This is a genomic window from Pseudomonas sp. LBUM1664 (genome assembly GCF_059695895.1).
Genome location: NZ_CP166791.1, coordinates 3367340 through 3391846, shown reverse-complemented (window position 1 = coordinate 3391846; position 24507 = coordinate 3367340). Strand labels below are relative to the sequence as shown.

At 61.6% G+C, this 24507-nt stretch carries 21 protein-coding genes; 13 read left to right on the top strand and 8 right to left on the bottom strand.

The window, feature by feature from the left end; genetic code table 11:
* The first annotated feature begins 10 nt into the window (after positions 1 to 10).
* Positions 11 to 1276 carry a serine hydroxymethyltransferase gene (gene glyA, locus ACA047_RS15730; protein WP_497350741.1) on the top strand — a complete coding sequence of 422 codons (1266 nt, stop codon included), beginning with the start codon at positions 11 to 13 and terminating at the stop codon, positions 1274 to 1276.
* Between the two features lie 30 nt (positions 1277 to 1306).
* Here glyA and ACA047_RS15725 read toward each other — a convergent pair whose 3' ends face one another.
* Positions 1307 to 3082, bottom strand: a complete 1776-nt coding sequence (locus tag ACA047_RS15725; protein WP_497350739.1) for a sigma 54-interacting transcriptional regulator — start codon at positions 3080 to 3082, stop codon at positions 1307 to 1309.
* 285 nt (positions 3083 to 3367) lie between these two features.
* On the opposite strand from ACA047_RS15725, the gene ACA047_RS15720 reads away from it, so the two are divergent.
* The 3 genes from ACA047_RS15720 (at position 3368) to ACA047_RS15710 (ending at position 6678) form a co-directional block, all read left to right on the top strand.
* Entirely contained in the window at positions 3368 to 4840 is a 1473-nt protein-coding gene (locus tag ACA047_RS15720; protein WP_497350737.1) for a benzaldehyde dehydrogenase, read from the top strand.
* A 45-nt stretch (positions 4841 to 4885) separates the two neighbouring features.
* Entirely contained in the window at positions 4886 to 5653 is a 768-nt protein-coding gene (locus tag ACA047_RS15715; protein WP_497350735.1) for a coniferyl-alcohol dehydrogenase, read from the top strand.
* A 77-nt stretch (positions 5654 to 5730) separates the two neighbouring features.
* Entirely contained in the window at positions 5731 to 6678 is a 948-nt protein-coding gene (locus ACA047_RS15710; RefSeq protein WP_497350733.1) for a SphA family protein, read from the top strand.
* A 72-nt stretch (positions 6679 to 6750) separates the two neighbouring features.
* Here ACA047_RS15710 and mhpT read toward each other — a convergent pair whose 3' ends face one another.
* Complete coding sequence (mhpT, locus tag ACA047_RS15705) at positions 6751 to 7962, bottom strand: 3-(3-hydroxy-phenyl)propionate transporter MhpT (RefSeq protein WP_497350731.1); 1212 nt, start codon at positions 7960 to 7962, stop codon at positions 6751 to 6753.
* 316 nt (positions 7963 to 8278) lie between these two features.
* Here mhpT and ACA047_RS15700 point away from each other — a divergent pair, with 316 nt between their 5' ends.
* The gene (locus ACA047_RS15700) at positions 8279 to 9586 is read left to right on the top strand and encodes an OprD family porin (RefSeq protein ID WP_497350729.1); all 1308 of its coding nucleotides are present in this window, start codon (positions 8279 to 8281) and stop codon (positions 9584 to 9586) included.
* Between the two features lie 65 nt (positions 9587 to 9651).
* Here ACA047_RS15700 and ACA047_RS15695 read toward each other — a convergent pair whose 3' ends face one another.
* Positions 9652 to 10140 carry a MarR family winged helix-turn-helix transcriptional regulator gene (locus ACA047_RS15695; RefSeq protein WP_497350727.1) on the bottom strand — a complete coding sequence of 163 codons (489 nt, stop codon included), beginning with the start codon at positions 10138 to 10140 and terminating at the stop codon, positions 9652 to 9654.
* Between the two features lie 214 nt (positions 10141 to 10354).
* Between ACA047_RS15695 and ACA047_RS15690 the strand changes: the two genes are divergently transcribed.
* From ACA047_RS15690 to ACA047_RS15675, 4 genes are all read left to right on the top strand, one after another.
* Positions 10355 to 11185 carry a p-hydroxycinnamoyl CoA hydratase/lyase gene (locus tag ACA047_RS15690; protein WP_003202420.1) on the top strand — a complete coding sequence of 277 codons (831 nt, stop codon included), beginning with the start codon at positions 10355 to 10357 and terminating at the stop codon, positions 11183 to 11185.
* 106 nt (positions 11186 to 11291) lie between these two features.
* Positions 11292 to 12740, top strand: coding sequence for an aldehyde dehydrogenase (locus ACA047_RS15685; RefSeq protein ID WP_497350724.1), 1449 nt, complete (start codon positions 11292 to 11294; stop codon positions 12738 to 12740).
* Between the two features lie 144 nt (positions 12741 to 12884).
* Complete coding sequence (locus ACA047_RS15680) at positions 12885 to 14753, top strand: feruloyl-CoA synthase (protein ID WP_497350722.1); 1869 nt, start codon at positions 12885 to 12887, stop codon at positions 14751 to 14753.
* Positions 14754 to 14964: 211 nt separating this feature from the next.
* Entirely contained in the window at positions 14965 to 15678 is a 714-nt protein-coding gene (locus ACA047_RS15675; protein ID WP_497350720.1) for a GntR family transcriptional regulator, read from the top strand.
* Positions 15679 to 15751: 73 nt separating this feature from the next.
* Here ACA047_RS15675 and ACA047_RS15670 read toward each other — a convergent pair whose 3' ends face one another.
* Complete coding sequence (locus tag ACA047_RS15670) at positions 15752 to 16702, bottom strand: PDR/VanB family oxidoreductase (protein WP_497350718.1); 951 nt, start codon at positions 16700 to 16702, stop codon at positions 15752 to 15754.
* The gene (locus ACA047_RS15665; protein ID WP_497350716.1) at positions 16699 to 17784 is read right to left on the bottom strand and encodes a Rieske 2Fe-2S domain-containing protein; all 1086 of its coding nucleotides are present in this window, start codon (positions 17782 to 17784) and stop codon (positions 16699 to 16701) included. The genes ACA047_RS15670 and ACA047_RS15665 overlap by 4 nt, the downstream gene beginning before the upstream one ends.
* Positions 17785 to 18172: 388 nt before the next feature.
* On the opposite strand from ACA047_RS15665, the gene ACA047_RS15660 reads away from it, so the two are divergent.
* The 3 genes from ACA047_RS15660 to ACA047_RS15650 all read left to right on the top strand — a co-directional run bounded on the left by ACA047_RS15660 (position 18173) and on the right by ACA047_RS15650 (position 20202).
* Positions 18173 to 18598 carry a GlcG/HbpS family heme-binding protein gene (locus ACA047_RS15660; RefSeq protein WP_497350714.1) on the top strand — a complete coding sequence of 142 codons (426 nt, stop codon included), beginning with the start codon at positions 18173 to 18175 and terminating at the stop codon, positions 18596 to 18598.
* A gap of 111 nt (positions 18599 to 18709) precedes the next feature.
* Positions 18710 to 19546, top strand: a complete 837-nt coding sequence (locus ACA047_RS15655) for an AraC family transcriptional regulator (RefSeq protein WP_497350712.1) — start codon at positions 18710 to 18712, stop codon at positions 19544 to 19546.
* Positions 19547 to 19599: 53 nt separating this feature from the next.
* Entirely contained in the window at positions 19600 to 20202 is a 603-nt protein-coding gene (locus ACA047_RS15650) for a LysE family translocator (RefSeq protein ID WP_497350710.1), read from the top strand.
* A 155-nt stretch (positions 20203 to 20357) separates the two neighbouring features.
* On the opposite strand, the gene ACA047_RS15645 is transcribed toward ACA047_RS15650, so the two are convergent.
* The gene (locus ACA047_RS15645) at positions 20358 to 21308 is read right to left on the bottom strand and encodes a class I SAM-dependent methyltransferase (RefSeq protein WP_497350708.1); all 951 of its coding nucleotides are present in this window, start codon (positions 21306 to 21308) and stop codon (positions 20358 to 20360) included.
* A gap of 96 nt (positions 21309 to 21404) precedes the next feature.
* Positions 21405 to 22118 (bottom strand): murein L,D-transpeptidase catalytic domain family protein, encoded by a 714-nt coding sequence (locus ACA047_RS15640; protein WP_497360380.1) that lies wholly within the window; start codon positions 22116 to 22118, stop codon positions 21405 to 21407.
* 129 nt (positions 22119 to 22247) lie between these two features.
* On the opposite strand from ACA047_RS15640, the gene ACA047_RS15635 reads away from it, so the two are divergent.
* Positions 22248 to 23810: a L,D-transpeptidase family protein gene (locus ACA047_RS15635; protein ID WP_497350706.1), complete on the top strand. Its 1563-nt coding sequence runs from the start codon at positions 22248 to 22250 to the stop codon at positions 23808 to 23810.
* A 13-nt stretch (positions 23811 to 23823) separates the two neighbouring features.
* Here the strand turns inward: ACA047_RS15635 and ACA047_RS15630 are convergent, their stop codons facing one another.
* The gene (locus ACA047_RS15630) at positions 23824 to 24456 is read right to left on the bottom strand and encodes an NAD(P)H-dependent oxidoreductase (protein ID WP_497350704.1); all 633 of its coding nucleotides are present in this window, start codon (positions 24454 to 24456) and stop codon (positions 23824 to 23826) included.
* Between the last annotated feature and the right edge of the window lie 51 nt (positions 24457 to 24507).

The following is a 24507-nucleotide window of genomic DNA, read 5'->3' as shown; positions in this document are numbered from 1 at the left end:
TCCACTCATCATGTACGACTCATCCCTGACCCTCGAAGAATTCGACGCCGAACTGTGCGAGGCAATTCATAGCGAAGAACAGCGCCAGGAAGACCACGTCGAGCTGATCGCTTCCGAGAACTATGCCAGCCCATGGGTGATGGCGATTCAGAACTCGGTATTCACCAATAAGTACGCCGAAGGTTACCCGGGCAAGCGCTACTACAGCGGCTGCGAGTATGTCGATGTGGCTGAGCGCCTGGCCATCGAACGGGTCAAGGTGCTGTTCGATTGCGATTACGCCAACGTCCAGCCACATGCCGGCGCCCAGGCCAACGCCGCAGTGTTTCTGGCGCTGATCAGCCCTGGCGACACGGTGATGGGCATGAATCTGGCCCAGGGTGGTCACCTGACCCACGGCAGTCCCTCCAACTTCTCCGGCCGCCATTACACGATCGTTCCCTATGGTCTTGACCCGCAGACGGGGTTGATCAACTACGACGAGATGGAACGCATCGCTCTGGAAACTCGACCGAAGATGCTGATCGGTGGTTTTTCCGCCTACTCCCGGTACATGGACTGGGCGCGCATGCGGGTTATCGCCGACAAGATCGGGGCGATTTTTTGGGTCGACATGGCCCATGTCGCCGGCTTGGTGGCGGCTGGCGAGTATCCGAACCCATTGCCCCACGCCCACGTGGTCACCAGCACCACCCACAAGACGTTGCGCGGCCCGCGTGGCGGTTTAATCCTGTCCAAGGGGCAGGACGATACGTTTTACAAGAAGCTCGACTCGGCGGTTTTTCCGGGCGTCCAAGGCGGCCCGTTGATGCACCAGATCGCCGCCAAGGCCGTCGCCTTCAAGGAAGCGCTGGCGCCCGCGTTCAAGACCTATCAGAAGCAGATTGTGATCAACGCCCGGGCCATGGTCGCCGTGTTGCAGCAGCGCGGTTACAAAATTGTCTCCGGGGGGACTGACAACCACATGATGTTGATCGACCTGTCGGACAAGCCTTACACCGGCAAGGATGCCGACGCAGCCCTGAGTAATGCCTACATAACGGCCAACAAAAATTCGGTGCCCAATGACCCACGTTCGCCGTTCGTGACATCGGGGCTGCGAATCGGTACCCCGGCCGTGACCACTCGTGGGTTCGGCGTACCAGAATGCGAGCAACTGGCAGGTTGGCTTTGTGACGTGCTGGACGCACTGGAATCCGGCGGCAGTGAGCAAGTTGCGCAGCATGTGCGTGAGCAGGTGGTAGCGCTGTGCCGGCGCCATCCTGTCTATCGGTAAAAACACCACTTGCTTGCACAGCGCTTGAACTCAGGCTGAGACTCCCCGCTGATGCTTCTTCAGGCGATAGGCGAACTGCGCCCGGCTCAGCCCCAATGACCGTGCCGCCGCGGCCAGATTGCCGCTGCTCAGTTGCAGTGCCTCGTTGATCAGCCGTGATTCGAGGCCGTCGATGGAGAAGTCCGATTCCAACTGGCTGAGCGATTGGAGCAAGGCCGGTTTTTCCGGGCTACCGGCGGTGGCGAGAGCCATCGGCGAGAGGCCGCCGTTGTAATCCACTGAATAGGCATCCACCGGCAATTGCTCATTGCGAAACAAATGCACCAGGTCGATGGCCTGGCCTTCTTCGCTGGCAATCAGGCCGCGTTCGATGAGGTTCTGCAACTCCCGCACGTTACCCGGAAAGTCATAACGCAGCAGGACCTTCAAGGCACGCATGGTCAGGCCCATGGGCGTGCGGCCGTATTCCTGGCAAAAGCGTGTGAGAAAGGCATTGGTCAGCAGTGGAATGTCGTCGCGACGCTCACGCAGGGGCGGCAGGGCAATGGGGTAGACGTTGAGGCGGTAGAACAAGTCTTCGCGCAACTCGCCCTGGGCCACGGCTTTGCGCAGGTCGATGTTGGTGGCAGCCACCACCCGCACATCGACCTTGATGCCATGGCCGCCACCGACCCGCTCAATTTCCCGCTCCTGCAAGGCACGCAGCAATTTACTTTGCCCGGCCAGGCTCAGGCAGGTGATCTCGTCGAGAAACAGCGTGCCGCCGTGGGCCCGTTCGAAGCGGCCGGGACGCGAATGGGTGGCGCCGGTGAAGGCGCCGCGCTCAACGCCAAACAGCTCGGCTTCGATCAGATTGTCTGGTATGGCCGCGCAGTTGAGGGCGATGAACGGGCCATCACGTCGGCGACTCAATTGGTGCAACTGGCGGGCGAACAGCTCCTTGCCCACACCGGATTCGCCGCTGACCAGCACGGTAGCAGGGGTCAGCGCCACTCGTTGCAAGGCTTGGGTCGCCGCGTTGAATGCGGCGCTGGCGCCGATCAGTGGCTGCTTGCTGTCAGGCAGCAGGACGCTCCCGGCAACGGGATCGGGCCTGGCGCCGGAGCGTGCGGCGACCGTCGGCTGTGAGGCGTTGAGGTAATTCAGGTCCTGCTCGATGTCGCCCCATTGTTCGGCGGTCTTGCCGATCACCCGGCAGCGCTCGTGCCCCATGCCTCGGCATTCCACTTCGCGGAAGATCACCAGTTGCCCGAACAGGCCGCTGACGAAACCGATGGCGTAACCCAGCTCGGTCCAGCACACCGGATCCTGCCCGGTGCCGTAGGCCGCGACATGCTCGTCGGCCTCACAGGAGTGATGCCAGAGAAACTCTCCTTCATAGAACCCCGAGTCGGAATCGAACTTGAAATGCAGCGGCTCGACCTTGGTCATGCCTTCGAGGGTGTGCAAATGCGTGCCCGCGCGAAACACCACCGCGGCATTGGCCTGGGGCCAGCGCTCGCGAATCAGCCGGGCGTCCCGGGCACCGGAGGAGTAACCGGTGCGGGTGAGCATGCCACGCGCCTGCTCCAGGCCCTGGCGCTCGATGATCTCGCGGCGCAACACACCAAAGGACGAGCTGTGCAGCAGCAACATGCGTTGGTCGTTGAGCCAGATACGCCCATCGTCAGGGGAGAAAAACAGGCAGTCGGTGAGTTCGGCCGGCGTCGGCGAGCTGCTGTCGGTCAGTTCATTGCTGTCGCCCCGCGGATGGAAATGCTCGGTGGCAATCCGGTGATCCGGCAACTGACAGTGGGGATTATTCATTGTTATGCCCCTGATGGCGGGTGATCGAAATGATCATCTGGCTAGATAGTTATTAAGCATAACTTTATCAATTGAACAAGTGGCGGCGGGCCTCAGATAGGGGCGCAGGTTCGTCCTGAACCGTTGGGTCAGAGGCAGGACATTGATCCAGAGCCTTGCGCTGTTTTTTATGAGCATCGGCGCACGAAACCGGCACAACGCTTGCTCAAGCACTTGCACGGCGTTTGCGCCGGCGCCTTTGAGGCGCTGCAAACGATGACAAAAACAAAGAGCCGGGAGTTTGAAATGTCTGCGTCCAAAAGCCACCTGTTGCCTCAGGTGATCGAATCCGAATGTGTATTCAACGGTGACTGGGTGCCTGCCTCGGGCCCGCTCTTGCCTATCATTGAGCCGGCCACCGGTGAGGTGCTGATGCGCAGCGCCACAGCCGACCCTGCCGACATCGCCAAGGCCAGCCGCGACGCTGCCTTGGCGCAGCCGGCCTGGGCGGCACTCGGCCCCCGGGAACGCGCCGCCATTTTTCGCAAGGCGGCCGACGTGGCCGAGCAGTCTTTCGAGGAGCTGGCGCTGTACGTTGCCCGGGAAACCGGTGCGGCCTTGTTCAAGGGCCAGCACGAAGTGCGCGAGGCGATTGTGCTGCTGCATCAGGCCGCCGGCCTGTTGTCCCAACCCCACGGGCTCGTGTTGCCTAGCGAAGCTGGGCGCTTGTCTTATGCCCGGCGTCAGCCCCATGGCGTGGTCGGCGTGATCTCGCCATTCAACTTCCCTCTGGTGTTGTCCATGCGCTCCGTGGCGCCGGCCTTGGCAGCGGGCAACGCGGTGGTGCTCAAGCCGGATCCGCAGACTCCGGTCAGCGGTGGTTTCCTGATTGCCCGGTTGTTCGAAGCAGCGGGCCTGCCCAAGGGGTTGCTGCAGGTGTTGCCCGGCGCGGCGGATGCCGGTGAGGCGCTGTGCCGCGACCCTAACGTGCGGATGATTGCTTTCACCGGCTCCACCGGCGCCGGTCGCAAAGTCGCTGAAGTGGCCGGGCGAAATCTGAAGAAAGTCGCGCTGGAGCTGGGCGGCAAGAACTCATTGATTATTCTTGAAGACGCCGACCTGGACCTCGCCGCCAGAAACGCAGCCTGGGGCGCCTGGCTGCATCAGGGGCAGATTTGCATGGCCACCGGCTTGATTCTGGCCCATGAATCCATCGCCGAAGCCTTGACCCGTAAACTGGTGGACAAGGCCCGTGCCTTGACCGTAGGCAACGCTGCTCGGGGCGAAGCAGCGCTGGGACCGTTGATCAACCAGCGGCAGTTGCAACGTGTGCACGACATCGTCAGCGATACCTTGCGCGCCGGTGCACGACTGGAGACAGGAGCAGAGTACGATCGGCTGTTCTATCAACCGACCGTGCTCAGTGGCGTGAAACCGGGCATGCGTGCCTTCGAGGAGGAAGTCTTCGGGCCCGTTGCGACGGTCGTCAGTTTCGCCAGCGATGAAGAGGCCATCGAGCTGGCCAACCGCACCGAATACGGTTTGTCAGCGGCGATCATTTCGCCCTCGGTCGGCCGGGCCATGGCCATCGGTGAACGGCTTGAGTGCGGCATGTTGCACATCAACGACCAAACCGTCGCCGATGAGTGCGTCAACCCCTTCGGCGGACGTGGCGCCTCGGGCAATGGCGGCAGTGTCGGCGGCCCGGCGGACTGGGACGAATACACTCAGTGGCAGTGGGTGACGGTGAAAAACACCGCGCCGGTCTATCCGTTCTGACTGCGTTTTATCGATATGCCTATACAACAATAAGAGGGCTTGAACATGAACCTGCACAACAAAACCCTGGTCGTCACGGGCGTGGCCTCCGGCATCGGCGCGGAGCTGGCGCGCCTGGCGCGTTTCCAGGGGGCTCGGGTGATAGGGGTCGATCGGCATGAACCGCAACTGACCGTGGACGGCTTTTTCCAGGCGGACCTGGGGGATCCCGAAAGTATTGATGCCCTGGTGGCGCGCCTGCCGAAGCAGATCGATGGGCTGTGCAACGTGGCCGGCGTGCCAGGGACTGCGCCGGTGCAAGTCGTGGCCAAGGTCAATTACCTGGGCCTGCGGCGTCTCACCGAGTCCTTGCTGCCGCGTATCGCGCCGGGGGGCAGCATCGTCAATGTCGCCTCGATTCTTGGCGCCCAGTGGCCGGAGCGGCTGGCGCTACACAAAGCCCTGGCGGACGCCGAGAGCTACGGGGCAGGGCAGCGGTGGCTCGCGGCTCATCCAGTGGAACAAGCGACCTGTTATCAATACTTCAAGGAAGCGCTGATCGTCTGGACTTACCAGAAGTCGCAACAGTGGTTCGCCGAGCATTCGGTGCGGGTCAACTGCGTTGCGCCGGGACCGGTGTTCACGCCGATTCTCGGGGATTTTGTCAGCATGCTCGGCGAGGAAAGGGTGGCGCAGGACAGTCATCGCATGAAGCGTCCGGCACTGGCCGATGAGGTGGCGGCGGTGATTGCCTTCCTCTGCTCCGATGCCGCGCGCTGGGTCAACGGAGTCAACCTGCCGGTGGATGGCGGGCTGGCGGCGACCTACATCTAAACACCGCGGTGATGTAACCCGGCACTGTGCGTGCGGTGTCGGGCCTCCAATAAAAACAAAAATACAGGACTCACAAGATGCTCAAGCCTATCTTGCGGATGGCTGCTGCCCCGATTCTGGCCGCGCTGTCGCCCCTCGTTCATGCGTATGACCTGCCCGGCGTCAATCTGGGCCTCACCAGTTTCTACGACGGCTCTCCCGCGCCGGCTGGTCCTGGCTGGTATCTGGAGGAGTACCTCACGTACTCCAAGGCCAATCGTTTCAACGACGCCTACGGCGATAAATTGTCTTTGCCCAAGCAAACCCTGGAAGTGTTCGCGCCGACCACCCAGATCATCTACGTCGGCCAACCGCGGGCCAACGGCGCGATGCCGGGTTTTACGCTGATCAACACAGCCCTGGCTCATGTGGATGTGGACGACGGGCTGAACAACGCGGCCCTGAGCTCAAGGGAAGGTTTTGGCGACCTGACCTTGGGTGCCTTCCTGCAACTGCCGACCTTGACCCGCGCCGATGGCAGCCCTTTGCTGACCCAACGCGTCGAAGTGGATGTGTCGATGCCGGTGGGCGCCTACAACCGCAACCGCTCGATCAACCCGGGCAGCAACTTCTGGTCGTTCAACCCGTACTACGCCGCCACCTATTGGTTCACGCCCAAATGGTCGGCGAGCGGGCGCTTCATGTACCTGTGGAACGGCAAGAACGACGACCCCTCGGCCAGCTTCGGCGATGTCTCCGATACCCAGGCTGGCCAGGCCCTGCACGCGAACCTGACGGTGCAGTACGCCCTGACCGAGCGACTGAGCGCGGGGCTCAACGGCTACTGGCTCAAACAATTCACCGATACCCAAGTCGACGGGCACGATGTAAGCGGGCGCCGGGAAAAAGTCTGGGCGATTGGGCCAGGACTGGTGTATGCCTTTCGCAAGGAGGATGTGTTATCGGTCAATGCCTACTTTGAGCAGGATGCCGAGAATCGCACCGAGGGGGATAAGCTGGTGTTGAACTGGTTGCATAAGTTCTAACGCCGAACACCCTTTGTGGCGAGGGAGCTTGCGCCCTCGCCACAAAGGTTTGCGTTTAAATTCGAAAGGGGCTTAACGCACCACTTGCGCCTGACCCACCGACACTGCACGAGCCATCACGCTGATCGCTGCCACGGCTGCAATCAACAGCCCTGGCGATGTCGCCAGCAGCACGCCGGTGGTTCCCGCGCCGGCGGCCAGGATTTGTCCGGCGGCCAATGGCCCAGCCACCGAACCCAGGCGACCGATGGCGACCGCCGCGCCGACACCCGTCGCACGGACGGCCGTAGGGTAGGAGGGCGGTGCCAAGGCGTAGAGCACCAACTGCGCCGCCATGACGAACAACCCGGCGGCAAAACCGGCGATGGTCATTGGCACGATGCCGACCGACAACCCAACCCCGGCCAGGGCGCTCAGCAACCCGGCATAGACAAACAGCACCACCTTGATGCCGTTGCAGCGGTCCAGCAGCACACCGCCGATCAACGAACCGAGAGCTCCGCCAATGTTGAACAGCATCTGCACCAGACCTGCCTGGGGTTTGCTGAAACCTTGTTCCAGCAGCAACGACGGTAGCCAGTTGAGCAACATGTACATCACCGTCAGGGTGAAAAAGTAACTCAGCCAAAGTGCCAGGGTGGTACGGCCCCGACCTTCACCGAACAACGCTTGACCGCTTGAAGTGCGCGCCTCTGCGCCAACCTCTCGCGCCTGGCGAAAGGCGCTGGACTCAGGGAGCCACAGCAACATCAGCGGCACCACCAGCAACGGTGCCAGGCCTCCGATGAAAAACGTCATTTGCCAGTGCTCGCCAAACAGCATCGCGACCACGGCGGCCATCGCGCCACCCAACGGAACACCGGCGTACATCACACTGATGGCGGTGCCGCGTCGTTGCTCGCCCACGGCCTCGGCACACAGCGCGATGAGGTTGGGCAGGGCGGCGCCCAGACCCAGACCGGTCATGAAACGCACCAGCAGCAGGCTGGAAAAATGCTCGACATAGGCGGTGCTGAGGGAAAACACGCCGAACAGCAGGACGGCGGCGATGAGGATCTTCTTGCGGCCGATGCGATCAGCGATCCAGCCACCGAAAAAAGCACCTGGCAGCAGCCCGATGATCCCGGCGCTGAATACCCAACCCATCATTTTCGGGTCCAGGGCAAACGTCTGCCGCAAGCCGGCGGCCGCAGTGCCGGCTGATTGCAGGTCGAAACCTTCGATCAACGCAACGATAAAACACAAGGCGATGGTCAGCGTCGCACGACGCGCCGGACTGTTCATGGCAAATCCTCTTATTGTTTTTGTCGGAGAGCGCCGGCTGCGGCAGGAAACCGGCAGGCGCAATTAAGATTAACAAAGCTAACTAAAAAATGAATCGCGTCGATTGATTGGCTAAAACTGGTGATATCGCTAATTAAATCAATTAGTTAGTTATTGGTGACATAGAAATTGGTAAATTAGTTAATTATATTAATGTTCGATTATCGGTCATTTTGGATTGACGAAGCGCCCACACCGTTTCCATTCTCTGCTCGCAGAGCCCGTCCATCCATGGCCGGGTCCGGTTCAAAACAACAACAATAAGTGGACTTCGAACATGCCAAATCTTGCTCGGGACGCCCTTGCGGCGGTCTCTATGTCACGTCTTGCTCATCTGCTGGCCTGGTCCGGGTTGAGCCTATGTTCCACCGCGTCGTTAGCCGAGGGGTTCATTGAAGACAGCCACGGCACGCTGACCCTGCGCAACTACTACATGGACCGCGATTACAAGGACGACGGCGCCAAAACCGCGGCCCGGGAGTGGGCGCAGGGGGTGATCATGAACGTGGAGTCGGGGTTTACCCAGGGCACCGTCGGTTTTGGCCTGGACGCCCGAGGCTTGATGGGCATCAAGCTCGACTCCTCGCCAGATCGCAGTGGCACCGAATTGTTGCCGGTGTCGAGCAGCGACAGCCGTGCGGCGGATGAGTATTCGCGCCTGGCCCTGACCGGTAAGCTGCGTGTCGGCCAGACCACGGTGAAGACGGGTGACGTGTCGATCTTCCTGCCGTTTGCTTTCGCCAGCCCGTCGCGGCTGTTGCCGCAAACCTTTCGCGGTACGACACTCAGTTCCAAAGACATCGATGGGTTGACGTTGAACACCGGTTACATCGACCGCATCAACCGGCGCGATTCCACCGATTACCAGCCGATGACCATCGCCTCGCCCAACCGCCGTTTCAACAGCGCGGCAACCTCCTCTCACATGGCGTATGCGGGGGGCGACTACCAGGTCAACAAAGACCTCAGCCTGCGGGCCTACCATGCCGAAGTGGCGGACCTGTACCAGCAGAACACCCTGGCGTTGCTGCATAACCTGCCCTTGGGCGAGGGTGTGTTGACCACCGACCTGCGCAGCTTTTTCAGTGACGAGGACGGTGCTGCCAAGGCCGGCAAGGTGGATAACCGCAATGTCTCGGCGTTGTTTGGTTATCGCTTGGGCGGCCATCGGGTGAGCCTGGGCTACATGCATTCCAGCGGCGATACGGCTACGCCTTATGTGTCCGGCACCGAGTTGATGGGCATGAGCGAAATGACCATGAGCTCGGATTTTCTCAACGCACGGGAGCGTACCTGGCAAGCGATCCATGACTATGACTTTGCCGCAGTCGGCGTGCCCGGCCTGAGGAGCCGACTGCGTTATGTGCGCGGTGATCACATTGAACTGGCCGCCTTCAATGCCGACGACCGCAAGGAGCGTGAGTTCCAGATGGAACTGGGGTATGTGGTGCAGAGCGGTCCTCTGAAAAACGTCGGGCTGCTGGCGCGCAAGTCGATCTATCGCAACAACTTCCCAAGTGGCGCGGCGTTTCGCGATGAGAACCAGACCCGGTTCCTGGTGACGTACAGCGTGCCGATTTGGTGAGGCACTGACGGGCAATAAGGAGTTCTTGTGGTGAGGTCGCAAGCTCCCTCACCACAAGGGGTTCTCTATTGCTGGTAAACCTTCTTCAGTAACCGCAGCAATTGCTCACGCTCAGAACCCGAGAGCGCTGCGGTGGAGTCAAGGTCGCTCTGTGCGGCGATTTGCTGGAGCTCCTTGAGCAGGGTTTCGCCAGTCTTGCTCAGGAATATCCCATAGGAGCGCTTGTCTGGCTTGCACCGCACCCGCACGGCCAGCGCGCGGCTTTCCAGTTTGTTCAGCAGTGGCACTACTTGCGGCGGTTCGATCGTCAGGGCCTTGGCCAGGTCGGCCTGCATCAGGCCAGGGTTCTGGTCGATGATCGCCAGGGCCGAGAATTGCGCGGGCCGCAAATCGTGGATGGCGAGCCGGCCGATCAGGTTCTGGAACAGCTTCAATTGGGCGCGGCGCAGGGCGTAACCGATCAGGTCATCCAACGCAGAGTCCAGTGGCGCCTGCGCGTCGGTACCATCGGCCAGGGGCTCAGCGGGTTCGGCAAGCGTGGAAGACTTGGTCATCGAAGTGAGCATCCTCAAGGTGAGTGATTAACAACGCTATCCAGTTTGCCGAGGTTGCGGCGCGATGGCTACGCTCAATCATACATTCGTTGATCTGAGGTCACGTTCCAGGCGCCGGGAAATACAGATAAATCGATTAATAGTTAATTGACATAACTAATTTTCAGGTTTAGTTTTTGAATCATCTTCAGTCAAGAACAAGAGTGCACACGCCATGAGCAATTACGAAGGTCGCTGGAAAACGGTCAAAGTCGATATCGAGGAAGGCATCGCCTGGGTCACCCTTAATCGCCCGGAAAAACGCAACGCCATGAGCCCGACGCTCAACCGCGAGATGATCGACGTGCTGGAGACCCTCGAACAGGATCCAGCGGCCGGCGTACTGGTGCTGACCGGGGCCGGTGATGCCTGGACCGCCGGCATGGACCTCAAGGAATATTTCCGCGAGGTGGATGCCGGCCCGGAAATCCTCCAGGAAAAAATCCGCCGCGAAGCCTCGCAATGGCAGTGGAAACTGCTGCGCATGTACGCCAAACCCACCATCGCCATGGTCAACGGCTGGTGTTTCGGTGGTGGTTTCAGCCCGCTGGTGGCTTGCGACCTGGCGATCTGCGCCGACGAAGCGACCTTCGGCCTCTCGGAAATCAACTGGGGCATCCCGCCCGGCAACCTCGTCAGCAAAGCCATGGCTGACACCGTGGGTCATCGCCAGTCGCTGTACTACATCATGACCGGCAAGACCTTCGGCGGGCAGAAAGCCGCCGAAATGGGCCTGGTCAACGAAAGCGTGCCCCTGGCGCAACTGCGTGAAGTCACGGTGGAGCTGGCGCGCAACCTGCTGGAGAAAAACCCGGTGGTGCTGCGGGCAGCCAAGCATGGGTTCAAACGCTGCCGCGAGCTGACCTGGGAGCAGAACGAGGATTACCTGTACGCCAAGCTCGATCAGTCGCGCTTGCTCGACACCGAGGGCGGTCGCGAACAGGGGATGAAACAGTTCCTGGACGACAAGAGCATCAAGCCGGGTCTGCAAACCTACAAGCGCTGAGACAACCGCGCGGCGGGCGCCCATCACGCGCCTGCAGGCTGTTCGTCCAAGGCCCTCGGCGCTACTGTGAACGTGTTCCCTATAAAGACAATAAAGAGGAATCACCATGCTGGACGTGCCCCTGTTGATTGGCGGCCAGTCGTGCCCCGCCCGTGACGGTCGGACCTTCGAGCGCTGCAACCCGGTGACCGGCGAAGTGGTGTCTCGAGTGGCTGCCGCCACGCTGGAAGATGCCGACGCCGCCGTGGCCGCCGCGCAAGCCGCGTTTCCCGCCTGGGCGGCGCTGGCACCCAACGAACGACGCACTCGTCTGCTGCGTGCGGCCGAGCAGTTGCAGGCCCGCAGCGGCGAGTTCATCGCTGCAGCCGGCGAGACCGGCGCCATGGCCAACTGGTACGGCTTCAATGTGCATCTGGCGGCGAACATGCTGCGCGAAGCTGCATCCATGACCACCCAGATCAACGGCGAAATCATTCCTTCGGACGTGCCCGGCAGTTTCGCCATGGCCTTGCGTCAGCCTTGCGGCGTGGTGCTGGGTATTGCGCCGTGGAACGCCCCGGTAATCCTCGCGACCCGAGCTATCGCCATGCCCTTGGCTTGCGGCAATACGGTGGTGCTCAAGGCATCCGAAATCAGCCCGGCCGTGCACCGGCTGATCGGCCAGGTGTTGCAGGACGCCGGGCTCGGCGACGGGGTGGTCAATGTCATTTGCAATGCACCGGCGGATGCGCCGGCCATTGTCGAACGGCTGATCGCCAACCCAGCGGTGCGCCGCGTCAATTTCACCGGTTCGACCCACGTCGGGCGCATCGTTGGCGAGCTGTCGGCACGTCACCTCAAGCCAGCCTTGCTGGAGCTGGGTGGCAAGGCACCGTTGCTGGTGCTGGACGACGCTGACTTGGATGCCGCAGTCGAAGCGGCTGCCTTTGGGGCGTATTTCAACCAGGGCCAGATTTGTATGTCCACCGAGCGGCTGATCGTCGATGCCCGCGTGGCCGATGCCTTTATTTCTCGACTGACCGCCAAGATCGCCACCTTGCGTGCCGGTGATCCCGCTGCCGGTGACTCGGTGCTGGGCTCGCTGGTCGATGTCAGTGCCGGCCAGCGCATCAAGGGGATGATCGATGACGCCTTGGCCAAAGGCGCGACGCTGGTGACGGGCGGGCAACTGCAGGGCAGCATTTTGCAGCCGACTTTGCTCGATGGCGTCACCGCGGACATGCGTTTGTACCGCGAAGAGTCCTTCGGCCCGGTGGCGGTATTGCTGCGCGGTGAGGGTGATGAAGAGTTGTTGCGCCTGGCCAACGATTCCGAGTTCGGCCTGTCGGCGGCCATTTTCAGCCGCGACACCGCACGTGCGCTGGCCCTGGCGCAGCGGGTCGAGTCGGGCATCTGTCACATCAACGGCCCGACCGTGCACGACGAGGCGCAGATGCCTTTCGGCGGGGTCAAGTCCAGCGGTTACGGCAGTTTTGGCGGCAAGGCGTCGATCGAGCATTTCACTCAGTTGCGCTGGGTGACGTTGCAGAACGGACCCCGGCATTACCCGATCTGAAATCCGTTGCATCGCGGGCGGCTGAGCCTCGAAAGCCGCCGCCCCGGTGCAGGCCAGACATAACAATTACAAGGCCGCAGCCAAGCGCTGCCACGCTCCGTTCGCTTCGCGCGACCCGAGTGTGCCTTGGTGGAGGAAATGTACGTGAGTTCCGAGTTCAGATCGTCCTCCTGGCCAGGCCCCGGGCGTTATCGCCAAGTGTCGATTGGTCATCCCGCCGTTGAAGTCCGGGAAGAGCAGGGCATCCTGCACATGCGTTCCCTGGAACCCTTGGCGCCAATCCCGGCGCGTTTGCTCGATCGCCTGGTGCATTGGGCCCAGGTGCGCCCGCAACACACCTTTATCGCTGCCCGTGAGGCCGGTGGTGACTGGCGTCACGTCAGCTATGCCCAGATGCTCGAAAGCGTCCGGGCCATCGCCCAAAGCCTGCTGGGTTATGGCTTGTCGGCCGAAAAGCCTTTGGCGCTGCTGTCGGGCAACGACATCGAGCACCTGCAAATGGCCCTCGGCGCGATGTACGCCGGTATCCCGTATTGCCCGGTATCACCGGCCTATTCGTTACTGTCCCAGGATTTCGCCAAGCTACGGCACGTCTGTAATCTGTTGCAGCCAGGGTTGGTGTTTGTCAGTGAAGCCGCACCGTTTGAACGGGCGATCAACGCTGTTTTGCCAGCGGACATTCCCTTGATCACGGTGCGCGGCGAAATGGCGGGCCGCTCAAGGATCAGCTTTGCCAGCCTGCTGGCACAACCCGGCGGCGTCGAGGCCGAGCGTGCCTTTGGCGCGACCGGGCCGGACAGCATCGCCAAATTTCTCTTCACGTCAGGTTCCACCAAACTGCCCAAGGCTGTGATCACGACCCAGCGCATGCTCTGCGCCAACCAGCAGATGCTGTTACAGACCTTTCCGGTGTTCGGCGAAGCACCGCCGGTGCTGGTGGACTGGTTGCCGTGGAACCACACGTTCGGTGGCAGCCATAATGTCGGCATCGTGCTGTACAACGGTGGCACGTTCTACCTGGACGACGGCAAACCCACGGCCCAGGGCTTTGCCGAAACCTTGCGCAACCTCAAGGACATTTCGCCTACCGCCTACCTGACCGTGCCCAAGGGTTGGGAGGAACTGGTCAGCGCCCTGGAGCAGGACGGCGAGTTGCGCGAGCGCTTTTTCAAGCGCATCAGCCTGTTCTTTTTTGCCGCGGCAGGCCTGTCTCAAAGCACTTGGGACCGGCTCGACAAGGTGGCCGAGCAGCATTGCGGCGAACGCATCCGGATGATGGCCGGTCTGGGCATGACCGAGGCGGCGCCGTCCTGCACCTTCACCACCGGGCCGTTGTCCATGGCCGGTTACATTGGCCTGCCGGCACCCGGATGTGAAGTACGGCTGGTACCGGTGGATGGTAAGTTCGAAGGGCGTTTCCGCGGGCCGCACATCATGCCCGGCTACTGGCGTTCACCGCAGCAGACCGCTGAGGTGTTCGACGATGCCGGTTTCTACTGCTCGGGCGATGCGATCAAACTGGCCGACCCTGCCAACCCGCAACTGGGGTTGATGTTCGACGGGCGGATTGCCGAGGATTTCAAACTGTCCTCCGGGGTGTTCGTCAGCGTCGGGCCGCTGCGCAACCGGGCGGTGCTGGAAGGCACGCCTTACGTTCAAGACCTGGTGATCACGGCGCCGGATCGCGAGTGCCTGGGCGCGTTGGTGTTCCCACGGCTTGCTGAATGCCGACGCCTGTCGGGTCTGGCATCGGGTACCAGCGACGCCCAGGTGCTCGCCAGCCCACCGGTACGCCAGTGGTTCGCCGACTGGCTGCAACGCCTGAACCGCGAAGCCAGCGGCAACGCCAGCCGCGTGGAGTGGATCGCGCTGCTGGATGAACCGGCGTCGATCGATCGCGGCGAAATCACCGACAAAGGCTCGATCAACCAGCGGGCGGTATTGCAGTGGCGGGCGGCAAAAGTCCAGGCGTTGTATCGCGGCGAGGATGCTTCCATCCTGCGGGCGAACTAGTCGGCAAGATACAAGCACTGTGGGAGCGAGCCTGCTCGCGATAGCGTCGGGACAGTCGACATTGATGTTGGCTGATCCACCGCAATCGCGAGCAGGCTAGCTCCCACAGTTTTTTCATCTTCAGGTTCTTCTCTGGTCAGCTTGCCCCGCCGTGACACGCCGCCCCAAGCCTTCTACTATGGCGGTTCTCTTTTCTCTGGAATTCACCTGGATGAGTAAGCCCGGCCAAACGGTGTTGGTTGCGCTGCGCAGAATGATCGCCTCGGGCGAGCTGGCGGCCGGTGAGCGCCTGATGGAAATTCCGACGGCCGAATTGTTCGGCGTTTCGCGCATGCCGGTGCGCATGGCGTTCCGTACCCTGGAGCAGGAAGGGCTGCTGGTGCGCTTTGGGGGGCGGGGGTTTCAGGTGCGTTCGGTCAGTGCCGAGGAGATCGCCGGGGCCGTGGAGGTGCGGGGTGTGCTGGAAGGCCTGGCCGCACGGCAGACGGCCGAGCATGGCTTGTCCGAAGAGGGCCGCGCGATACTCGAACAGTGCCTGGTGCAAGGCGACGCACTGTTCGCCAAGGGCTATGTGACCGAGGATGATCTGGAGGTCTATCACGATCTCAACATGCGCTTTCATCAGGTGATCGTCGAAGGCAGCCATAACCCGGCGATCGCCGATGCCCTGGCCCGCAACGATCATTTGCCATTCGCCTCAGTCACCGCCCTGGCGGTGGATCGCCAGAACATGGCCGGCGAGTATCGCCGCTTCAACTACGCCCACATGCAGCACCATTCCGTGCTCGACGCGTTGCTCAATCGCCAGAGCGCCCGTGCCGAGGCGATCATGCGCGAGCATGCCAATGCGACCTTGCGTTACGCCGAGGTGTTCGGCTCGACGCTGGTCGATGAGCGGATGAAGGTGATCCTTCGTTCGGAATGAGCGCACAAATATACCTGTGGGAGCAAGCTTTGCTCCCACAGGGCTCTCCTGCGGGTTTTGGGTTGTTCGCAGGTTAGATATCCAACACCAACAACGGCGTCTTCGACCTGGAACAACAAGGCGTGAACTGGTCGTTGCAAGCCTGTTCAGCCTCGGTCAGAAACATGTCCCGATGCTCTGGCACGCCCTCCAATACGCGGGTCAGGCAAGTGCCGCACACGCCTTGCTCACAAGAGATCGGAATCTCGATGCCATGACTCTCCAGCACTTGCACCACGCTTCGGTCGGCGGGAACCTCGAACACTTGGCCGCTGCGGGCGAGCTTCACCGAGAAACGACCATCGGCGCTGGTGTCGGTGGGGGCGGCGGCGAAGTACTCGCGGTGCAGGCGGGTTTCCTGCCAGCCCTGGGCCTTGGCGGTGTCGAGAACATGCTGCATGAAACCGCCGGGGCCGCATACGTAGAGGTGCAAGTCATCGCTGGGCGCGGCCAGCACCCGAGTGGCATCCAGCACGGTTTCGGGTTCTTCATCGAAATGCAGGAATACCCTGTCGGCATAAGGTGACTGGCGCAAACGCTCGACAAAGGCTGCCCGGTCCCGGGACCTGGCGCAGTAATGCAGTTCGAACGCCGCGCCGCTCTGTGCCAGGTGCTCGGCCATGCACAGGATCGGCGTGATGCCGATGCCTCCGGCAAACAACAGGCTGCGCCGGGCCTCTGGGGCGAGGGGGAACAGGTTGCGCGGCTCACTGACGTGCAACCGCGCACCGGGCTGGATCAGTTCATGCAGGCTGCGCGAACCACCTCGCGAGGCCGAGTCCTTGAGCACGCCGATGAGGTAGCGATGCCGTTCCTCGGGGTGGTTGCACAGCGAGTACTGGCGAATCAGGCCGTCGGGCAAGTGCACATCGATATGGGCCCCGGCGGTGAACGCTGGCAAGGGTTGGCCATCGACACTCGTCAGCGCGTAGCTGCAGATGTCCAGGGCTTCGTCGCACCGTGCAACGACTTGAACTTCAATCATGGCCGTTGCTCCGCGTGTTGCGGCTGATGGGTGCTGGCAATCAAACCAGCTTGCGGATCACGCTCCCGGGCAATCCAGCGGTCCAGTACCCGACGCGACTGCACGCCGCCGGCATCGATATTGAGCTTGAGCAGGTTGCGTTGCGGATGGTCCAGCAGGTTGCGCTGCTGGCGTTCGAGCATCTCCAGGTCTTCGCTGAAAATCTTCCCCTGGCCTTCGCGAATGCTTGCGGTCAGTGCCTCATCCTGCGGCTGGAAGTGCCGCGCCATGCCCCAGAAGTACCAGATAGAGGTCTCTGTCTCTGGTGTGATGAAATCCACCACGATGCTCGACGCCTTGAACTGTGGCGCAGCGTGATAACCGCCGTTGTCGGCATGGGCCACGCCGACTTCGATCAGCACATGGCTGGGCGGGGTGAAACGGCAGATCTGCCAGCGGTCCACCAGCACGTCGTCGGCCAGGTTGTTACCACGCAGGGCCATACGCCAGAACGGTGGGGCCATGATGTTTTCCATGTGTCGGGCGGTGATCACTTCATCCCCTTCGACGGTGGTCACGGGCGGTGCTTCGTCAATTTCCTTCTGGCCGATGCTGGACGCGTGCACGTAGGTTTCGTGGGTCAGGTCCATCAGGTTGTCGATCATCAAGCGGTAGTCGCACTGGATATGGAACAGGCCGCCGCCGTACGCCCACTCGTCACTTTCCGCCCATTCCAGATGCTGGATCAGTGCCGGGTCGGCCAACGCCTGATCACCGGGCCATACCCAGACAAACCCGTAGCGCTCATGTACCGCAAAGGTCTTGTTGCAAGGAAAACCCCGGACCCGTTGTCCCGGCATCTCGACGGTCTTGCCGTCGCAGCCCATCACCAGGCCGTGATAGCCGCACACCAGGTTGCCGTTTTCGACGTAACCCAAAGAGAGCGGGGCACCACGATGAGGGCAGAAGTCCTCGACGGCCGCGACCTTGCCCTCATGCCCACGGTAAAAAACCATTTTCTCACCGCAGATCTGTCGACCCAGCGGCTTGTCGGCGATTTCATCGGGGGTGCAGGCAACGTACCAGGCATTTTTGGGGTACATGAAAGATCTCCAGGCTGGTTTTGTTTTTTATTTATGGATCCATTAAGTCTCTTATCTAATTTAGTTGTCAACGTTTTAGCCATGAAAAAAGATGAAATGCAAGTTTATGGATCCACTGGCTTGGCGAGCGATCGTTCCCACGCTCTGCGTGGAAATTCATCCCGGGACGCTCCGCGTCCCTGCAGAGCCGAATACGGAGCGTCCCTAGAGGCATTACCACGCGCGAGCGTGTGAACGATCATCGGGTCAGTGCTAGAACCGATAAGTCGAATGTGTTGGCCCAAACTTCACCGAAGAACAATACTCCGGCACAGTCATCGGCATCTCGGTAGGCAAGAACGATCCGCTGGCGAGCCGTTTCAATCAGGCGATAGCACCGGAGTCATTCATGAAAACCAAAGCGGTACTCACTGACAAAGATGTTGCACAGTTGCTCGTGATAGCCAAGGAACTGGCTCACCAGCGCCAATGGGCCGTGTCGATCTGCGTGGTGGACGACGGTGGCCATCCCCTTGGTCTGCTGCGCCTGGATGATGCCTCGCCGTTATCGGCTTATATCGCCACTGAAAAAGCCCGGACCGCCGCCATGGGCCGGCGCGACAGCAAGGTCTTCGAAGACATGATCAACGGCGGTCGCTATGCCTTCCTCAGTGCACCCCATTTGCAAGGCATGCTCGAAGGCGGCGTGACCATCCGCCACGAAGGCCAATGCATCGGCGCTATCGGGGTATCCGGGGTCAAGGCCGAGCAGGATGCCGAACTGGCCCGGCTGGCGGTGGAGACGGTACTGTCGGTCATTGCACCGGATGCCTGACAGGAGTCGAGCCGCTGTAGTTCCCCCAGAAAAAGACTGCACAAATCTTCCAGACACCTTCGCCATCAGCGGTTAATCTGCCCCAAGCGGATACACCAAAGGGGGCAAGGCATGGCGGCGCGCAACTGGATCGATCTCAAGCAGGACGCCACGTCCGGTATAGAGACCGTGCGCGCGCATTTCGAGGGGCATGCCTACGACCCCCATTGGCATGACACCTATCTGGTGGGGGTGACCGAGCAGGGCGTGCAGCAGTTTCATTGCCGCCGACAGCAGCACAACAGCACGCCGGGCAAAGTGTTCCTGCTTGAGCCCGGTGAGCTGCATGACGGCAATGCGCCTCACGACAACGGTTTTACCTACCGCACGTTGTACTTGGAACCTCAATGGCTGGAGCGCGAATTGCGTTCATTGTTCGACGAGGCACCGGACAACGCCCAGCTGGGATTTGCCGCCACGCTGACTGACGATGCGCGGTTGTCGAGCGCCACGGCCATGGCATTCCAGAGCCTGCATGAGCAGGAAATCCGCATCGTGCGCCAGACCGCCCTCGACACCTTGCTGGCCAACCTGACCCAACACTTGCACTGGCGGGCACGGATCAACCCCGACCCACGCCTGCCGCTGGTGGCGCAGCAGGCCCGTGATTATCTGCACAGTCATCTGAGTGAAGACCTCGGGCTGGACGATCTGGCGCGAGTCACCGGCGTGGATCGTTTCCGCCTGAGCCGCGCGTTCAAGGCCGCTTTCGGCCTCGCACCTCACGCTTATCTGATCCAGTTGCGCCTGGCCAAGGCGCGACGCTTGCTAGCCCGGGGCGAGAACGCCGTAGCGGTGGCCGCCATGCTTGGGTTTGCCGACCAAAGCCATCTTGGCCGCTGGTTCCAGCGGGCCTATCGCCTGAGCCCGGCGGACTACCGCAAACGTTGCTCAAACGTTCCAGACTGAGCCCGGCCTGGTGGGGATGATCGACTTACGATCATTCACCGAGACGTTGCCCCATGGACCAGTTACTGCCGTTTGCCCTGTTCGCGTTTGTCGCCTCCATCACCCCAGGCCCGACCAATATCCTGGTACTGAGCCACAGCTCGCGCTTTGGCCTGGTGACCACCTTGCCAATCATTCTCGGCGCCTGTGCCGCGGCGGCCTTGTTAGTGCTGTTGGTGGGCACGGGATTGGGGGATGTGCTGGCGCGTCATGCCACGATTCAAACGCTGCTGTCCTGGACCGGCATCGCCTGGCTGAGCTGGATGGCCTGGCAGATTTTCAGCGCACCGGCCCAGGCCATCGCCCCTGACCGGCCCGTCGAAGGCCCGCGACTCGGCCCGACGGGGGCGGCCGGGTTGCAGTTGGTCAATCCGAAAACCTGGATGATGGCGTTGGCGGTGGTCAGCGTGTTTGCAGGCGCCGAGGCTGACCGCACCGTGCGCGTGCTCTGGCTGTCCCTGGCGTTTTTTGCGATTTCGATTCCGTGCATGACCGTTTGGGCTTATCTAGGGCTCGGCGCTGCCAGGTTCTGTCGTTCCGCCGTGGCGATGGGACGGTTCAATCGGGTCATGGCGGTGCTGTTGCTGGTGTCGGCGTGGTTGACGTTGGTGGTGTAGCCCCCCGAAACCCCGTCAGCCACTGCGGCACTGCCCACGACCATGGCCATCTATCGCTCGGTCAAGAGCCGGGAGGTTGAAGCCATGGTGAGCCGGATAACCACTGGCCTGGTCAGCCCTTGGTGGTCATTGCGGCTGCAATAGTCTTCAGCCTTCTAGCTTTCAGATATCGTCGTCTTGAACACTAGCGCTTTGAGGCCACATTCCCTATCAGCGTCGGGAAACTGCGGTGGGTTTTCCAGACGCTGTTCGAACTTCAGCCCAGGTGCGTGGCGAGTGACACCGTCGATGAGAAAGTCCGGGCCGGTGGCCGGGTCATTGCTGCAGGCCAGGACCGTGCCGTGGGCGCTCAGCAACTCTGGCAAGCGGCGCAGGACTCGTTGGTAATCCTTGGTCAGCAGGAAGCTGCCTTTCTGGAAGGTGGGCGGGTCGATGATGACCAGGTCATAAGGACCGCTGTTGATCACTTTGCCCCAGGATTTGAACAAGTCGTGGCTGAGGAAGCTGACCCGACTCAGGTCATGGTCGTTCAGGCGATGGTTGTCGCGGCCACGGCTCAGGGCTGCGCGGGACATGTCCAGGTTGACCACGTGCTGCGCACCGCCGGCGATGGCCGCCACCGAAAACCCACACGTGTAGGCGAACAGATTCAGCACTCGCTTGCCGCCGGCGTTGGCCCGCACCCAGTCGCGGCCGTAGCGCATATCAAGAAACAGGCCGTTGTTCTGTTTTTTGCCCAGGTCGATCCGGTAACGCAGGCCGCCTTCGGTCAGGGTCCACTCGTCGATTGGCTCGCCCACCAGCCATTGGGTGAGGCTTTGCGGCAGGTACCGGTGTTGCACAGCCAGCGTATGCGCCGCGCTGTGTTGCCAGGCCGGCGAGGCGGCGAGCGCCAGCAGCATCGACAGTAAGTCCTCCAACTGGGCCGGCGCAGGCTCCTTGAACAGTGAGACCAGCACCACGCCTTGCAACCAGTCGACGGTGACCTGCTCCAGCCCCGGCCAGCAGCGACCGCGACCATGGAACAGGCGACGGGTTTCTTTGGGCACAGACGCCAATGCCGTCAGTAAATGAGTCTGCAGGGTTTGAAGGGCTTCAGGGTTCATCAAGCAAGGCCGGCGATTCGAAAGGCCGGCATTTTAACCACAGTGTGTTCCCCTGTGGCGAGGGCGCTTGCTTGTGCTTGCGCAGCGACCGCCTGGTTAGCCGCCGCTGGTGGCGAGAATGCTGGCAACCTGCTGCGGCTGGCAGTTGAGGTAGGCCGAGCGCTTGAGCCAGCTCGGGTCCGGGTACCAGGAAAACATGAATTGACCGCCCTTGAGCCTGTCGATCACTTGGCGCGCCACCTGAGGGCGTACGGCAGGGCAGCCCTGGCTGCGTCCGATGCGTCCCTGGCGTTGGCTCCACAGGGGATTCACGTAGTCGGCGGCGTGAATCACGATCGCGCGATCGCGGGCCTGGTCATTAAAGCCCGGCTCCAGACCGTCCATGCGCAGCGAATATCCGTGGGTGCCCTGATAGCTTTCCTGGGTGCGGAACAGGCCCAGGCTAGACTGGTAACTGCCCAGGCGATTGGAGAATTGAGTGGCGAAATTTTCCCCGGATTTCTGCCCGTGGGCCACCAGGTCGCGCAATACCAGCTTCTTCTGGCGCAGGTCGAAGATCCACAGGCGACGGGCCGTGGAGGGTTGCGAATAGTCGATCACCGCCAGGTGACGGGCCTGGGTCGCACCGTTTGCGACCGCACATTGCATGGCGCTCAAGGCACTTTTGAGCGCCAGGGGATTGAGTTCCGGCGCCGCGTGGGCGAGGCTGTTGTAAAGACGTTGAGAATTTGCCTTGTCGGCCAGCGCAGGACTGCACATGATCCCCAGGCCCGTCATGATCAGACAGAGTCGGCGTAAAAAGCTCAGCACGGATGAAAAATTCCCACGGTGGTGTTTGTTGGCGGCATCCCGTCCGTTTTTGTTCGTTTGCATAATGGCGGGGCGTACCTGTCGCAAAGTTAACCGTCAACAAGACGGCCATGGATTGGAGTAAAGCAGTTGTTCAAAAAGCCCGTATGTTACTTGAGCCTTTTATTGCTCGCTGCGCCATTGGTCGCGACAGCCGGGGACAGCGCCCCGGCGCCTGTACAAACCACACTGGCGCAACTGTCGGTTGCCTGTCCGGGGGTGGCCGCAGGCGTCGACTTTCCGACGATGATGAGCTTGCAGGCGTTTTATCAGCAAAACGCAGGCCAGGAAGTCTGGTCGGATGGCGAGCGACTGGCGGGGTTGCGGGTCCAGCTGCAACAGCTAGCCGATGACGGACTGGACCCGGCGCGTTACAGCCTGCCGGCCGAAGGCGCCGCCCTGAGCGCGGATTGTCTGGATATCGCCATCAGCCAGCGCTACCTGCAAGCCTTGTATGACTTGCGTTTCGGCTATCTGCCCCAGGACCGCCTGGAGCCGGTGTGGAAAGCCAACCCGCAGCCACAAGACCGCCAAGCCGCGGTGCTGGCCATCGCTGGGCCGGGGCTGCAAAACCTGGCGGGGGCTTTTGAACAGGCCCGGCCGAGCCTGGACCTTTATCGCAACTTGCGTGAGCTCTATGCCCGGCTACGGCAACAGCCCTTATCCGACTGGCAGTCGGTGCCTGGTGGCCCATTGTTGCAACCGGACAAGCGCGACGCTCGCGTACCAGCCCTGGCCCAGCGACTGTTCAATGAGGGTTACCTGAGCGCGCCACCGCTCGTGACCGACGAGCATTACAGCTCCAATCTTGTGGATGCGATGAAGCGCTTTCAGCTGCGGCATTCGCTGCAAGCCGATGGCGTGGTGGGGCCGTGGACCGTCACCGAGCTGAACATCAGCCCGGCCACTCGGCGTGAGCAGTTGCGCGTCAACCTGGAGCGCATGCGCTGGCTGGCCCAGGACCTGGAGCCTGACAGCGTGCTGGTCAACGTCGCCGCGGCGCAGTTGACGGTTTACCAGGGCGGCGCGCCCGCCTGGCAAACCCGCACCCAGGTGGGCCGTGCGCAACGGCAAACGCCGCTGCTCAAATCCCAGGTCACGCGCCTGACGCTCAACCCTACCTGGACCATTCCGCCGACGATCATGCGCGAAGACAAACTGCCCGAGATCCGCCGCGATCCGGAGTTTCTCAGCCGACAGAACCTGAAAATTCTCGATCGAGATGGCCTGCCGCTGATGGCGGCGGATATCGACTGGGACCATCCCGGCGACCTCATGCTGCGCCAGGACCCCGGGCCGAAGAACCCGCTGGGAAAAATGGCGATCCGCTTTCCCAATCCGTTTTCCGTGTACCTGCATGACACGCCGAGCCAGGCACTGTTCAGCAAAGGGCCGCGGGCATTCAGTTCCGGCTGCGTGCGGATCGAGCAGGTGATGCACTTGCGGGACCTGTTGGTGACCCCGGCCGAGCGCTTGCGCACCGATACCCTGCTGGACAGTGGACTGACCCATGAATTCAGGCTGGCCAGGCCCATGCCGATTCTGCTGAGTTACTGGACGGCGCAAGCGGACGGTCAGGGGCAGGCGGTGTACATCCCGGATATTTATGGTCGCGATGCAGTCTTGTCTGCCGCTCGGGGCCGCGCGCTCTGACGGCTGCGCGGGGTCAAGCGCATTCGGTGCGGGCTTGAACCTGCGACGTCTCGTCGGACGGTGAGAATAACCGCCGGCCAATGACACGGGCGGCGTCCAGGTGACGGTCTGGATCGAGGGTTTCCGATTCGAGCAAACGTTGGGAACTCACCACGCGGGCGCCGCAGTAATCGAAGATGCCATGGTCGATTTGCGCGGTCATCGCCTCTCCATAACCGTGGCGTAGAAACGTGTCGGCATCGGCACCGCCGACGGCCACCAAATGCACCTGCAAGTGCTGCAGTTTTTTGATGAACGGCTGATCGAGGCTGAAATCGAACGCCCAGCCGTTGGAAAACACTCGGTCGATCCAACCCTTGAGCAGCGCGGGCATCGACCACCAGTAGATGGGATACACCAGCACCAGCGTGTCGGCCCGGTCGATTCTGCCTTGCTCGGCCAGCACATCTGCTGGCGGCAAGGCCTCGCGGTGGTGTACGGCATGGTCGGCGAAACTGAACCGCGGATCGAAGCCCTCGGCGGCCAGGTCGGCTATTTCGAACGAATCGTTAGGACTGGCTTGGGTGAGGCCCTGGGCGATTTGTTCGGCAATGCTGTGGGTGAGGGAGCGTGGATTGTGATGAGCAACAACGATGAGTGCGTGCATGGCGAAACTCCTGCTGGCAACGAAGGCTGGAAGGCGGGTATGCTTGGTTAA

What these genes read in the sequence shown, in the direction of transcription:
- glyA (WP_497350741.1), top strand. Translation starts at nt 11, where the DNA reads ATGTACGACTCATCCCTGACCCTCGAAGAATTCGACGCCGAACTGTGC.
- ACA047_RS15725 (WP_497350739.1), bottom strand. Translation starts at nt 3,082, where the DNA reads ATGAATAATCCCCACTGTCAGTTGCCGGATCACCGGATTGCCACCGAG.
- ACA047_RS15720 (WP_497350737.1), top strand. Translation starts at nt 3,368, where the DNA reads ATGTCTGCGTCCAAAAGCCACCTGTTGCCTCAGGTGATCGAATCCGAA.
- ACA047_RS15715 (WP_497350735.1), top strand. Translation starts at nt 4,886, where the DNA reads ATGAACCTGCACAACAAAACCCTGGTCGTCACGGGCGTGGCCTCCGGC.
- ACA047_RS15710 (WP_497350733.1), top strand. Translation starts at nt 5,731, where the DNA reads ATGCTCAAGCCTATCTTGCGGATGGCTGCTGCCCCGATTCTGGCCGCG.
- mhpT (WP_497350731.1), bottom strand. Translation starts at nt 7,962, where the DNA reads ATGAACAGTCCGGCGCGTCGTGCGACGCTGACCATCGCCTTGTGTTTT.
- ACA047_RS15700 (WP_497350729.1), top strand. Translation starts at nt 8,279, where the DNA reads ATGCCAAATCTTGCTCGGGACGCCCTTGCGGCGGTCTCTATGTCACGT.
- ACA047_RS15695 (WP_497350727.1), bottom strand. Translation starts at nt 10,140, where the DNA reads ATGACCAAGTCTTCCACGCTTGCCGAACCCGCTGAGCCCCTGGCCGAT.
- ACA047_RS15690 (WP_003202420.1), top strand. Translation starts at nt 10,355, where the DNA reads ATGAGCAATTACGAAGGTCGCTGGAAAACGGTCAAAGTCGATATCGAG.
- ACA047_RS15685 (WP_497350724.1), top strand. Translation starts at nt 11,292, where the DNA reads ATGCTGGACGTGCCCCTGTTGATTGGCGGCCAGTCGTGCCCCGCCCGT.
- ACA047_RS15675 (WP_497350720.1), top strand. Translation starts at nt 14,965, where the DNA reads ATGAGTAAGCCCGGCCAAACGGTGTTGGTTGCGCTGCGCAGAATGATC.
- ACA047_RS15670 (WP_497350718.1), bottom strand. Translation starts at nt 16,702, where the DNA reads ATGATTGAAGTTCAAGTCGTTGCACGGTGCGACGAAGCCCTGGACATC.
- ACA047_RS15665 (WP_497350716.1), bottom strand. Translation starts at nt 17,784, where the DNA reads ATGTACCCCAAAAATGCCTGGTACGTTGCCTGCACCCCCGATGAAATC.
- ACA047_RS15660 (WP_497350714.1), top strand. Translation starts at nt 18,173, where the DNA reads ATGAAAACCAAAGCGGTACTCACTGACAAAGATGTTGCACAGTTGCTC.
- ACA047_RS15655 (WP_497350712.1), top strand. Translation starts at nt 18,710, where the DNA reads ATGGCGGCGCGCAACTGGATCGATCTCAAGCAGGACGCCACGTCCGGT.
- ACA047_RS15650 (WP_497350710.1), top strand. Translation starts at nt 19,600, where the DNA reads ATGGACCAGTTACTGCCGTTTGCCCTGTTCGCGTTTGTCGCCTCCATC.
- ACA047_RS15645 (WP_497350708.1), bottom strand. Translation starts at nt 21,308, where the DNA reads ATGAACCCTGAAGCCCTTCAAACCCTGCAGACTCATTTACTGACGGCA.
- ACA047_RS15630 (WP_497350704.1), bottom strand. Translation starts at nt 24,456, where the DNA reads ATGCACGCACTCATCGTTGTTGCTCATCACAATCCACGCTCCCTCACC.